Source organism: Methylobacterium sp. 2A (genome assembly GCF_009806555.1).
GTDB lineage: Bacteria > Pseudomonadota > Alphaproteobacteria > Rhizobiales > Beijerinckiaceae > Methylobacterium.
In genome coordinates, this window is record NZ_VUOK01000040.1 from 240,703 (window position 1) to 253,049 (window position 12,347).

General features: G+C 70.0%; 11 protein-coding genes. 6 read left to right on the forward strand and 5 right to left on the reverse strand.

Annotation, left to right across the window (positions count from 1 at the left end; all coding sequences use genetic code 11):
* Window positions 1-214 precede the first annotated feature (214 nt).
* The 4 genes from prmC to FVE89_RS19610 all read right to left on the reverse strand — a co-directional run bounded on the left by prmC (window position 215) and on the right by FVE89_RS19610 (window position 6,123).
* Window positions 215-1,126, reverse strand: a complete 912-nt coding sequence (gene prmC, locus FVE89_RS19595; protein WP_160535882.1) for a peptide chain release factor N(5)-glutamine methyltransferase — start codon at window positions 1,124-1,126, stop codon at window positions 215-217.
* 11 nt (window positions 1,127-1,137) lie between these two features.
* Window positions 1,138-2,223, reverse strand: coding sequence for a peptide chain release factor 1 (gene prfA, locus FVE89_RS19600; RefSeq protein WP_160535885.1), 1,086 nt, complete (start codon window positions 2,221-2,223; stop codon window positions 1,138-1,140).
* Between the two features lie 213 nt (window positions 2,224-2,436).
* The gene (ptsP, locus tag FVE89_RS19605) at window positions 2,437-4,698 is read right to left on the reverse strand and encodes a phosphoenolpyruvate--protein phosphotransferase (RefSeq protein ID WP_160535887.1); all 2,262 of its coding nucleotides are present in this window, start codon (window positions 4,696-4,698) and stop codon (window positions 2,437-2,439) included.
* Between the two features lie 189 nt (window positions 4,699-4,887).
* Window positions 4,888-6,123: an aspartate kinase gene (locus tag FVE89_RS19610; protein WP_160535889.1), complete on the reverse strand. Its 1,236-nt coding sequence runs from the start codon at window positions 6,121-6,123 to the stop codon at window positions 4,888-4,890.
* 218 nt (window positions 6,124-6,341) lie between these two features.
* Here FVE89_RS19610 and ubiG point away from each other — a divergent pair, with 218 nt between their 5' ends.
* From ubiG to FVE89_RS19640, 6 genes are all read left to right on the forward strand, one after another.
* On the forward strand, window positions 6,342-7,103 hold the full coding sequence (gene ubiG, locus FVE89_RS19615) for a bifunctional 2-polyprenyl-6-hydroxyphenol methylase/3-demethylubiquinol 3-O-methyltransferase UbiG (protein ID WP_160535891.1): 762 nt from the start codon (window positions 6,342-6,344) through the stop codon (window positions 7,101-7,103).
* 46 nt (window positions 7,104-7,149) lie between these two features.
* Window positions 7,150-7,719, forward strand: a complete 570-nt coding sequence (locus FVE89_RS19620; protein ID WP_160535893.1) for a YbhB/YbcL family Raf kinase inhibitor-like protein — start codon at window positions 7,150-7,152, stop codon at window positions 7,717-7,719.
* 135 nt (window positions 7,720-7,854) lie between these two features.
* Window positions 7,855-8,475 (forward strand): PAS domain-containing protein, encoded by a 621-nt coding sequence (locus tag FVE89_RS19625; protein ID WP_160535895.1) that lies wholly within the window; start codon window positions 7,855-7,857, stop codon window positions 8,473-8,475.
* Between the two features lie 164 nt (window positions 8,476-8,639).
* Window positions 8,640-8,765: a type B 50S ribosomal protein L36 gene (ykgO, locus tag FVE89_RS19630; RefSeq protein WP_003601867.1), complete on the forward strand. Its 126-nt coding sequence runs from the start codon at window positions 8,640-8,642 to the stop codon at window positions 8,763-8,765.
* A 122-nt stretch (window positions 8,766-8,887) separates the two neighbouring features.
* Window positions 8,888-9,496, forward strand: coding sequence for a tetratricopeptide repeat protein (locus FVE89_RS19635; protein ID WP_202130919.1), 609 nt, complete (start codon window positions 8,888-8,890; stop codon window positions 9,494-9,496).
* Window positions 9,493-10,509, forward strand: a complete 1,017-nt coding sequence (locus tag FVE89_RS19640) for an alpha/beta hydrolase (protein ID WP_160535900.1) — start codon at window positions 9,493-9,495, stop codon at window positions 10,507-10,509. The genes FVE89_RS19635 and FVE89_RS19640 overlap by 4 nt, the downstream gene beginning before the upstream one ends.
* Before the next feature lie 380 nt (window positions 10,510-10,889).
* Here FVE89_RS19640 and pyk read toward each other — a convergent pair whose 3' ends face one another.
* Window positions 10,890-12,326: a pyruvate kinase gene (gene pyk / locus FVE89_RS19645; protein WP_160535903.1), complete on the reverse strand. Its 1,437-nt coding sequence runs from the start codon at window positions 12,324-12,326 to the stop codon at window positions 10,890-10,892.
* Window positions 12,327-12,347 lie beyond the last annotated feature (21 nt).

The following is a 12,347-nucleotide window of genomic DNA, read 5'->3' on the forward strand; positions in this document are numbered from 1 at the left end:
CATCGGCGACCTGTGGTCGTCACCGACCATAGCGTTGTCCGTCTTAACGAACCGTTCGCGATCTTCAAGTCAACACTAGCGTTCCCCGGCTCAGGCAACAAGCATTTTTTCGACGCGACGGCGCTCTGTCGAAGTGGGGGCCGCTCGGGCCCAAGAGAGCGCGCCTATAAGAGCGACGCGCCGCGCCTTGATTGCGGCGCGGTCGAGCCGGGATCTATCGGAGCCCGGGCCTGACTTGGGGATCCCGAGAGGCTTTGGGAAGGCCGAAGCACAAGACGCGATCGTGGCCGGCCAGATCGCGGGTCAGGCCGCGATCCGTGAAGCCGGCCGCAGCGGCAAGGCCGCGGACCGCTGCCGCCTGATCGTAGCCGATCTCGAGGGCGAGCGCTCCGCCAGGAGCGAGAAGGTTCCGCATCCGGACGCCATCGAGGATGCGTCTGTAGGCATCGAGGCCGTCGGCTCCGCCGTCGAGGGCCGCCAGCGGATCGTGCATCCGCACCTCCCGATGCAGCCCAGGGATGACGTCGCGCGCGATATAGGGTGGGTTCGAGACCACGAGATCGAAAGTTCCCTGGATCGCGTCGCACCAATCCGCCGCGGCGAAGGCCGAGCGTCTACCGAATCCGTTCGCCACGATATTGTGTCGTGCCGTTGCGAGCGCCGCCGCCGAACGGTCGAGCCCGATCCCGAAGGCGCGGGGAAGCTCGCTGAGAAGTGCCGCCAGGATGCAGCCCGAGCCGGTACCGAGGTCGAGACAGCGCAGCGGCGCGCTCCGGTCCGGTACGGTCGCGAGTGCGGCCTCGACCAGGATCTCGGTATCGGGCCGCGGGACCAGGGTCTCGGGTGCGAGCCGGATGGGCAACCCCCAGAACTCCCAGCTGCCGAGGATGCGGGCAACCGGCTCGCCGGACAGGCGCCGAGCCAGGGCGGCATCCAGCGCGGCCGCTTCGCCATCGTCCAGGGGACGATCCCCGGCGAGGAGCAGGTCGCGGGCCTCAAGCCCGAGGATCCCGAGCAGCAGGAAGCGGGCATCGCCCACCGCTTGGCCGAGGCCGCCCGCCTCCAGCGCCGCCGTGCAATGCCGCAGGGCGGCGCGGCGGGTCAGGCCCCGGCTCGATCCCGACATCGCCACGCCGCTCAGGCCATGCCCTCGGCCGCGAGCAGTTCGGCCTGATGCTCGGTGATGAGCGCGTCCACCACCTCGTCGAGGGCGGTCCCGGCCATCACTTCCTCGAGCTTGTAGAGGGTCAGGTTGATCCGGTGATCGGTCACGCGCCCCTGCGGGAAATTGTAGGTGCGGATGCGCTCGCTGCGGTCGCCCGAGCCGACCTGAGCCTTGCGGTCGGCCGCCCGGGCGGAATCCTTGGCGCTCCGCTCGGCCTCGTAGAGCCGGGCGCGCAGCAGCGCCATGGCGCGGGCGCGGTTCTTGTGCTGCGACCGCTCCTCCTGAACGAACACCACGATGCCCGTCGGCAGATGGGTGATGCGGATCGCCGATTCCGTCTTGTTCACGTGCTGGCCGCCCGCACCCTGGGCGCGCATCGTGTCGATCTTCAGATCCGCGTCGTTGACGTGGATGTCGACCTCCTCGGCCTCGGGCAGCACCGCCACGGTGGCGGCGGAGGTGTGGATCCGCCCCTGCGTCTCCGTGTCGGGCACGCGCTGCACCCGGTGGGCGCCGCTCTCGTATTTGAGGCGCGCGAACACGCCCCGGCCCTTCACCTCGGCCACGACCTCCCGGAAGCCGCCGACCGTGCCCTCGCTCTCGGAGATGACCTCGACCCGCCAGCCCTTCGACTCGGCATATTTCGCGTACATGCGGAACAGGTCGCCGGCGAAGAGCGCCGCCTCGTCACCGCCGGTTCCGGCGCGGACTTCCAGGATGGCGCTCTTCTCGTCGGCCGCGTCCTTGGGCAGCAGCAGGAGCTGCAGGTCGCGATGCGCCGCCTCCAGCGCGGCCTGCGCCTCCGGCTTCTCCTCGGCCGCGAGCGCCCGCATCTCGGCATCGGTGCCCGGCTCGTCGATCAAAGCCTCGACGCCGGCGAGGTTCTCCAGGGAGGCCCGATAGTGGCGGATCGCCGCCACGACGGGATCGAGATCGGACAGCTCGCGCGAGAGCTGGACCACGGTGTCCGGGTCGCCCTCGCCCGAGGCGAGCTGCGCCGTGACGATATCGTGCCGCGCCAGGATGGCGTCGAGGCGCTCGGTGGGAAAGGGGATCATCGCCCGTGTTTCTAGAGCTCTGTGCGCGGCGTCCCGGTCGGGGCGCGGATCACGTCTCGGACGCGGAAAGGTGTTGGTCCGCAGGTTCGAGACCTGGCGTCCAGTTCTCCTCCACGCGTCTCCCGTTCGAGAGCGAGACCCGCGGCGCGCCGCCCGAGAGCGTCGTGGCGTTGCCGTACAACCCCGACCGGATATCCGGCAAGGGTCCAGCTTCTAGATAGGGACGCCGTTTGCATGCGCGAAGGCGGTGAGCGCCGGGCGCAGGGAATCGCCATCGTGCATCCGGGCCATCTCGGTGTCGATGAGTTCGGCGACCGCCTTGGCGTCGAGACTCAGCACCATCGCCTTGACCGGTCCGATGGCGGCCGGCGACATCGACAGGTCCCGGTAGCCGAGGCCGATCAGCGCCATCGCGTCGAGGGGGCGGCCGCCAATCTCACCGCAGACCGTCACCGGGCAGCCGGCGGCGTTCGACCGCTCGGCGATCAACCGGAACGCCCTGAGCGCCGCGACGCTGAGCGGATCGAACCGGTTGGCCACCCGGCGATTCTCGCGATCCACCGCGAACAGGAACTGCATCAGGTCGTTCGAGCCGACCGACAGGAAGTCGGCCTCCCGGGCGATCTCGTCGATCTGGAACAGCAGCGAGGGCACTTCGATCATCGCGCCCAGCCGGCAATCGGTCGGAAGCGCGTAGCCGTGGCGCTTGAGATAGGCCTTCTCGCGCTCGACGATGCCGCGGGCGCGGACGAACTCGTCCACCGTGGCGACCATCGGGAACATGATCTTGAGCGGGTCGCCGTTCGCCGCCTTCAGGAGCGCGCGGAGCTGCATCCGCAGCAAAGCCGGCCGGTCGAGGCCGATGCGGATCGCCCGCCAGCCGAGCGCCGGGTTCTCCTCCTCGAGCTTGGCCATGTAGGGCAGGATCTTGTCGCCGCCGATATCGAGGGTGCGCACCGTCACGGGCTTGCCCTTCGAGGCGGCGAACACCTTGCGGTAGAGTTCCTGCTGCTCGGCGGCCGAGGGCATGCGCTGCGCCACCATGAATTGCAGCTCGGTGCGGAACAGGCCGACGCCCTCGGCGCCGGTCTCCTCCAGATGGCTGAAATCCACCAGCAGCCCGGCATTGAGGTGCAGCCCGACCCGCACCCCGTCGCGGGTCCGGGCCGGCACGTCGCGCAGCGCCCGGTACTGCTCCTGCCGGCGGGCGCGTAGCCGCACCATCTCGGCATAGGCGGCCTCGACCTCGGGGCCGGGCCGGACATGGATCTCGCCCGCCACACCGTCGACGATGATGGCATCGCCCGCGTCGCAGAGCGCCGCGGCGTTCTCCACCTCGCCCACGGCCGGGATGCCCAGCGCCCGGGCGACGATGGCGACATGGCTGGTCGGGCCGCCCTCCTCCAGCACGATGCCGCGCAGCGTCGAGGCCTCGTAGTCGAGGAGCGCCGCTGGACCCATGGTCCGGGCCACCAGGATGGCATTCTCGGGCAGGACCAGCACCCCAGCCGCCTCGGGGCCGATCAGGGCGCGCAGCAGCCGGTTGGCCAAGTCGTCGAGATCGTGCAGCCGCTCCCGCAGGTACGGATCGGACTGCCGCAACATCTTGGCGCGGTTGTCCGACTGGACCCGCTCGACCGCCGCTTCCGCGGTCAGGCCGGAGGCCACCGCCTCGCGCATGCGCCGGAGCCAGCCCTTGTCGTGGGCGAACATCCGGACGGTCTCCAGCACCTCGCGGGATTCCGCCGTGCCGATCCGGTCGCCGCGCTCCACCAGGGCGTCGATCGCCGAGCGCACCTCCTCGATCGCCTCGTCAAGCCGGGCGACCTCGCGCTCGACGTTCTCGGCGATCAGCGTCTTCACGACGACGCGGGGCTCGTGCAGCACCACGTAGCCGAGGCCGATCCCATCGGCGAGGGCGATGCCCCGGGCCAGGACCGGGCGGCGGGCGGCAGTGCCGGCATCCGGTGCCAGCCCCTCCAGCTCGCCCGAGGCGATCATCTCCGAGAGCACCATGGCGGTGGTCTGGAGCGCCTCGATCTCCTCCTCGGAATAGACCCGGTAGGTCCTGTTCTGAACGGTCAGGACGCCGAGCGTGTTGCCGGCGCGCAGCAGCGGCACCCCGAGGAAGGCGTGATAGGCCTCTTCGCCGGTCTCCGGCCGGTACGAGAAGGCCGGGTGGTTCTGGGCGTCGGAGAGGGAAAGCGGCTCGGCCGTGCGGGCGATGAGGCCGACGAGGCCCTCGTCGGTGCGCATCCGGGTCTGGTGGACCGCCTCGCGGTTCAGGCCCTCGGTGGCGAACAGCTCAAGGGTGTTGTCATCCCGCAAGACGTAGACCGAGCAGACCTCGGCCACGACGTTGGCGGCGATCAGGACGACGATGCGGTCGAGGCGCGCCTGGGGGCTGACCGGCTCCGCCATCGCTTCGCGGAGGCGGCGCAGCAGCAGGCGCGGGCCTCCGGGCGCAGCGGGCATCGTTTCGTCGTTCCAGCGTCGGTGAGCGGCCTTGGCGTCGACCACCCTGCAACCTTGGCGCCAAGCTCGGGACGGCCGGCGCCGGATGGACCGTGCCGCACGCTCCAGACACGCTCTGGGATCGGCGAAACGGCCCGCGACAGTTCAGGTCACACCATGCGCCCTGATCGAAACCGCGTCGTCCCAGGCTCAGGCCTGATCAAGGCCGTATAGCGAGTGGAGCGTGCGGACGGCAAGCTCCGTGTAGGCGGCCTCGATCAACACGGAGAACTTGATCTCCGAGGTGGTGATCGCGCGGATGTTGATTCCCTTCTCGGCGAGCGCCCGGAACGCCTTGGCGGCGACGCCCGCGTGGCTGCGCATGCCGACGCCGATCGCCGAGACCTTCACCACATCGGTGGCGCCCTCGATCTGCGCGTAGCCGATCTGCGTCCGCGCCTCGTCGAGGATCTTCCGGGCACGATCGTATTCGGCGGACGGGACCGTGAAGGTCATGTCGGTGGTCGACTGGTCGCCCGACACGGTCTGGATGATCATGTCGACGTTGATGTTGGCGTCGGCCAGCGGGCCGAAGATCGCGGCGGCGACGCCGGGGCTGTCCTTGACCTTGCGCAGGGTGATCTGGGCCTCGTCCCGGGAAAAGGCGATCCCGGTGATGATCTGCTGTTCCACGATGTCGTCCTCGTCGCAGATGAGGGTGCCCGGGCGCGCGGCGTCCGGCGGATCGAAGGAGGAGCGCACGGTCGTCGGCACCCGGTGGACCATGGCGAGCTCCACCGAGCGCACCTGCAGCACCTTGGCCCCCAGCGAGGCCATCTCCAGCATCTCCTCGAAGGTGACCCGCTCCATACGGCGGGCCTTCGGCACGATGCGCGGATCCGTGGTGTAGACCCCGTCCACGTCCGTGTAGATGTCGCAGCGCTCGGCGCCGATCGCGGCCGCCACCGCTACCGCGGAGGTGTCGGAGCCGCCGCGGCCCAGCGTCGTCACCCGGCCGGTCTCGGCATGGATGCCCTGGAAGCCCGCGATCACGGCGACCTCGCCCTTGGCGAATCCGGCTTCGAGGTTCTTCGGGTCGATCTCGGCGATGCGGGCCGAGCCGTGCGCGTCCGAGGTCACGACCGGGATCTGCCAGCCCTGCCAGGAGCGGGCCTTCAGCCCGTCCTTCTGCAGCGCGATCGCCAGGAGGCCGGCGGTGACAAGCTCACCCGAGGCGACGACGGCGTCGTATTCTTTCGGATCGTAGAGCGGGTTGGCGTCCTTGACCCAGTCGACCAGTTCGTTGGTCTTGCCCGACATGGCCGAGACGATCACGGCGACGTCGTAGCCGGCCGCCACCTCGCGGGCGACGTGGCGCGCCACGTTGCGGATGCGATCGACGTTGGCGACGGAGGTGCCGCCGAATTTCATCACCAGACGGGGCATGGTCTCTCGATCGCGGGGTCCCGATGGCGCGGGTTCTTCGAAAGCTGCTGGACAGAACCGAAGCGGGTCGGTCCCAAGGGTGTGGGGCGGGTACAAGCGGCTCGGTAAGGTGTCAACAACCGGCCAAGCAGGACGCCCCGATGGCGCCTGCACGCCGCGGCGACTCCGATGACGCCGTCGTGCTAAGGCGCAGGCAGACTTTCGAGGACGGGACGCGCATGGACAGGGCAGCCACGGATCGCGGCAATGGCGGATTCGTCGACCACGGCGAGGTTGCCCGCTTCGATGCGCTCGCTGCGACGTGGTGGGACGAGGCCGGGCCGATGCGGGTGCTGCACCGCTTCAACCCGGTGCGACTCGCCTATCTCCGCGACTTCCTCTGCCGCCATCACGGACGCGATCCGCGCGCGCCCTTCCCGCTCCATGGCCTCACGATCTGCGATGTCGGCTGCGGCGGCGGCGTGCTGTCGGAGCCGCTGGCCCGGCTCGGCGCGACCGTGACGGGGCTGGACCCGGCCGAGCAGAACATCGCGGTGGCCCGATCCCATGCCGAGGCGGCGGGCGTGCCGGTCACGTATCGCGGCGAGACGATCGAGGCGGTCGTGGCCGCGGGCGAAAGCTTCGACGCCGTGCTGATCATGGAGGTCGTCGAGCACGTCTCCGACATGCCGGCCTTCGTGCGCACGGCCTGCGCGGCGGTGAAGCCGGGCGGGATGCTGTTCGCCGCGACGCTCAACCGGACGATGCGCTCCTTCGCGCTCGCGATCGTGGGCGCAGAGTACGTCCTCGGCTGGCTGCCTCGGGGCACGCACAAGTGGGAAAAATTCGTGACGCCGGACGAGCTCGGCCGCGCGATCCAGGCGGGCGGCCTGTCGGTGACCGATACGGTCGGCGTGGTCTACAACCCGCTGACCGACGGCTGGCGCACCGGCCGCGACAAGGCGGTGAACTACATGGTCGCAGCCGAGCGGCGGAACTGAACTGCGCTCCCCCTTCGCCGTTGGCACTCCGGCGGAGACGACGGCGATGCTCGAGAAGATACCCAGCGTTGTGGGCGAAGCCCTGTCGGGCCTGAGGGCCGGCATCGAGAAGACGGCGTTCCACGAAGTCTTTCCGGACGTTCCGGCCTCGCTCACGCTGAGCAGTTCCGCCTTCGCCGATGGGGCCGCGATGCCGGCCCGCTTCACCGCGGATGGCGCGGGTGTGTCGCCGCCGCTCGCCTGGAGCGGCCTGCCGCCGGGCACGGAATCCCTGGTGCTTCTGGTGGAGGATGCCGGCAGCCCGACGCCGCATCCGCTGGTCCATCTGATCGCCTGGAATCTCCCCGCCGGTCTGGCCGGCCTGGGCGAAGGGGATGTCTCGAAGCCCGCCACCGATCCGAGCCTTCCGCTCGGTCGGAACAGCTTCCTGCAGACGGCCTGGCTTCCGCCGGATCCGCCCAGCGGTCACGGCCAGCACGCATATCTGTTCCAGATCTATGCCCTGCGTCAGCGCCTCGACCTCGCGGAAAATCCGGGTCGCGGGACTCTTCTCAAGGCGATGGAAGGCCTCGTCGCGGCCAAGGGCATGCTGATCGGAACTTACGCGCGTGCATGAATGTCAACGGATTTCGCTCGATATGGGCGAGAACCTCACGCAATGCGTTGTGCCAAGGTTGGAGTGCTTCTAGTATTGCTCTGAGCATCCCCGAGGTCGGGCAGCACCTTCGAAGCGTGATGGGAGAGCAGGCCTGTGGGGGTCGACGCGCGGCCAAGGCGGCGGGGCAGTGAACGTGTGGCACGCGCGCTCGCCGCGTCGGATGTCGGCACCTGGGAATGGCATCTCGACGACGGGGTCCTGCGCTGCGACGCGGTCGCGGCGGCGATGCTTGGTGTGCCCCGGGCCCGGGGCGACCGCGGCAGCACCTTCGCGGTACTGCTCGACCGCGTCCATCCGGACGATCAACCACGGATCGGTTCGCTGATCGACGACCGCCGCCGGCGAGGCGGCCTGTTCGTGGCCCGATTCCGGACGGTTCCGGAGGCCGATGACGTGCGGTGGGTTCTGGCACGCGGGCGCTTCAATCGGGATGCCGGGGATCGCGTTGGCGAGGCGCGCGGGATCGTCATCGATGTGACGGCGAGCAGCCAGGATGGCTTTCTCGACGACGCCGCCTTCTCGGCCGCGGAGGACGCGACCGGCGGACTCGATCGGGTGGCCGAGCTGGCGCTGATGCTGTTCGAGTCGGCGGCCTCGAACCTGCGCCAGCAGGAGTTCGATCGGCTCAAGCCGGTGCTCGACGTCCTGCTGCACGAGATCGGGCGTCAGCTCGTGGAGCTTCCGCCTACCGCGCATCTCGACATCATTCACTGAGCCTCATGACCCGGCTGCGCCTTGCCTTGCCGTGGGGAATCCTGATATGGCGGCGCCATTCCGCGATGCGTGTGCCGTGATCGCCGGACGCGAGCGCGCGTCCAGCCCCGCGACGACGTTCCCGATACACTTTCCATGGACGGCCCTCCGGGCTCGAGAGACCGATGAAGATCCGCAACTCCCTCAAGTCCCTGCGCGGCCGCCACCGGGACAACCAGCTCGTGCGCCGCAAGGGCCGGGTCTACGTGATCAACAAGACCCAGAAGCGCTTCAAGGCTCGTCAGGGCTGAGCCAAACAGTCTGGCCAAGGTCGGACTCCTGCAGCCGCTCCCGCTTGGGCGCGGCTGTTTTCGCATGCGCGGCACCGCGGCGCGTTGACGGGTCGGTCGGCGGGGCACACTCTGGCGGCATGATGCCGGCCCGCCTCCTCGCCGCCCTGGTCTGCCTCTCGGCGCTGACTGCCGCGTCACCCGCTGCACGGGCGGCGCCGGAGCCGAATCGCCAGGGTCGCACGGCGCCGGAAGCGAAGCCCGCGCCGAAGCCCCCGAGCCTCGACGATCTGTTCGCCCGCCTGCGCGCCAGCGAGGATCCGGTCGAGGCCAAGGGCATCGCGCGGCTCATCGAGCGGCGCCTCGCCGGTTCTGGCAGCCCGACCGCCGACCTTCTGACGGATCGTGCCCGTCAGGCCGTCACGGCGCACGACTTCCCCCTCGCGGCCGAGCTGATGGACCGCGTGACAGCCCTTGAGCCCGACTGGTCGGAGGGCTGGAATCGGCGCGCCACGGTGTTCTGGCTGCTGACCGACAAGGACGATGCGATCGGCGACCTGAAGCGCGCGCTGGTCCTGGAGCCGCGCCACTTCGAGGCCTGGGCGGCTTTGGGCCGGATCTACGAATCGCAGGAGGACAAGGCGCGGGCGCTGGCGGCCTTCCGCCGGGCCAAGGCACTTTACCCGCAGATGGACAAGATCGGCGAGGCGATCGACCGCCTCGCGCCGGAGGTCGACGGCCGCGACCTGTGACCCGGGTCCTCGGTATTCTCCTCACGCTCGCGGCCCTGCCCGTTGCGGTGCTGGGCCTCGTCCTAATCCTCGGTGTGCTGGCGACCCTCGCCATCACGATGCGGGTCAGTGCCGCCTACCCGCCGGCCGGCCCCTTCGTCGCCGTGTCCGGCGGGCGCCTCGCCACGATTCAGGACGGTCCGGCGGATGGTCCGCCGATCGTCCTCCTGCACGGCGCCTCGGCCAACGCATCGGACCCGATGGAGGGCATCGGCCGCCGCCTCGCCGCGCGGGGCTTCCGGGTCATCGCCTTCGACCGTCCGGGCTTCGGCTGGAGCGACCGCATCGCCGGCGCCGGGGCCGCCGCACCGGCCGTGCAGGCGCGCCTGATCGCGGAGGCCTTGACCGAGATGGGGGTCGGTCCGGCGATCGTGTTCGGCCATTCCTGGGCCGGTTCGCTGGCTCTGGCGCTCGCCCTCGATCACCCGGAGCGGGTCTCGGCCCTCGTCCTTGCGGCGCCCGTCGCCATGCCGATGCCGGACCGGCTGCCGGGTCTGCCCTGGTACTGGCGGCTCGCCGTTCAACCGCCCGTGGCGTGGCTGCTCAGCCGCACGGTCGGGCCGCCGCTGGCGCAGCGCTTCCTGCCGGAGGCGGCCCGCCGGGTGTTCACGCCCCAGCCGGAACATCCGGACTATCCGGAACTCGCCCGGGCGGCGCTGGTCCTGCGGCCGGGTACGCTGCTTGCCAACGTGCAGGATCTGCTTGGCCTCACGAAGGCGCTGGCCGCCCAGGCTCCACGCTACGGCGCAATCCGGATGCCCACCCTGGTCATCGCCGGCGAGGCCGATCCGATCGTGCGCAGCGCGGAGCAGGCGGTGCCGCTCGCGCGTGCGATCCCGGGGGCACGGCTGGTCCTGCTGCCGGGGATCGGCCACATGCTCCAGTACGTGGCATCGGAGCGCGTGACGGAGGAGATCGCACGGCTGTCTGCCGGTTCCACCAATGCGGCGACGGCGGTTCCCGCCGCCCATTGAGGCGCCGCTTTCTCAACGCGGAGCGGAGCCATCCAGGCCGGTGCAACGGCCGCAGATGTTGCGCGGCCCTCAAGTCGATCCGCTTGCGATCCCCACAGGTGGGAGCCTTCGGCCCCTGAACCCGAAACCCCTCATGCCAGCCCTTTCAAGGTGTTTGGGCTAGATGCAGGGATCCCACCTATGCCGCTTCTAACCGACTGATGGATCAGGCGTATTCCCCATCCCCCTTGCGGGGAGGGGCCGGGGGTGGGGGTGGCGCAGACGGCACCGCAGCGTTCAATCCTGAGCCACCCCCACCTCCAACTCCTCCCCGCAAGGGCGAGGAGCGCGCGTCCGGTCGGTCTCCCGCCGGTCCGAATACACCTAAAAGGGCTGGCCGGTCACGCCTTCTCGGCATGCTCGCGGGTGATGAAGGTGAGCCGCACGAGATTCGTAGCCCCGGGCGTGCCGAAGGGCAGGCCGGCCACGACGATCACCCGATCCCCCACCGCCGCGAACCGCTCGCGGACCGCGAATTTGGCAGCCCGGAACGACATGTCGTCCACGTCGCTGGCGTCCTTGGTGACGATCGGATGGGTGCCCCAAGCGAGCGCCAGCCGGCGTGCGGTCTCGCGCCGGGGTGTCAGGGCGATCACGGTGGCGTTCGGGCGCTCGCGCGACAGGCGCAGGGCCGTCGAGCCGGAACTCGTCCAGGCCATGATGGCGTCGAGGTCGAGGGCGTCCACCATCTGGTGCGCGGCCGCCGCGATCGCGTCGTTGGCCGTGTGATCCGGCGTCGCGCTTTGTGCCCGGATGATCGACCAGTAGAGCGCGTCCCGCTCCACCTGCTCGGCGATGCGGCTCATCGTTTCCACCGCGGCGATCGGGTGGGCGCCCGAGGCGCTCTCGGCCGACAGCATCACGGCATCCGCGCCCTCGTAGACCGCGGTGGCGACATCCGAGACCTCGGCGCGGGTCGGGACCGGCGCCGTGATCATCGATTCGAGCATCTGGGTCGCGACAACGACCGGCTTGCCCGAGCGCCGGGCGCTGCGGGTGATGCGCTTCTGCACGCCCGGGACCTGCTCCAGCGGCATTTCCACGCCGAGATCGCCGCGGGCGACCATCAACCCGTCCGAAATCTCGATGATCTCGTCGAGGCGGGTCAGAGCCTGCGGCTTCTCGATCTTGGCCATCACCAGGGCCCGGCCGGCGCAGACCTTCTTGACCTCGGCGACGTCCTCGGGCCGCTGCACGAATGAGACGGCGATCCAGTCGGCGCCGGCATTGAGGCCCGCGTCGAGATCCGCCCGGTCCTTGTCGGTCATGGCCGGCACCGGGATCACCGTATGCGGCAGCGAGACGCCCTTCCGGTTGGAGATGCGGCCGCCGACCTCGACCCGGGTCACCGCCCGGTTCTCCGACGTCTCGACCACGGACAGCCGCAGCTTGCCGTCATCGAGCAGGATCGCGTGGCCGGGCTCCAGGGCCTGCAGGATCTCCGGATGCGGCAGGTGGCAGCGCGCGGCATCGCCCGGGGTCGGGTCGCCGTCGAGCACGAAGGTCGCGCCGGCCTCGATCATCGCGGCGCCCTCCGCGAAGGTGCCGAGCCGCAGCTTCGGCCCCTGCAGATCGACCAGGATCCCGATCGGGCGCTTGGCCTCGCGCTCGACGGTCCGGATCGCCTCGACCTTCTCGGGCAGCTTTTCCCGGGGAAGATGGCTCATGTTGAGCCGGAACACGTCCACGCCCGCGCGGAACAGCCGCTCGATCATCTCGGGCGAGTCGGAAGCCGGCCCGAGGGTGGCGACGATCTTCGTGCGGCGCGAGCGTTTCAAGCGGGATCCTCCGGGCGTTCT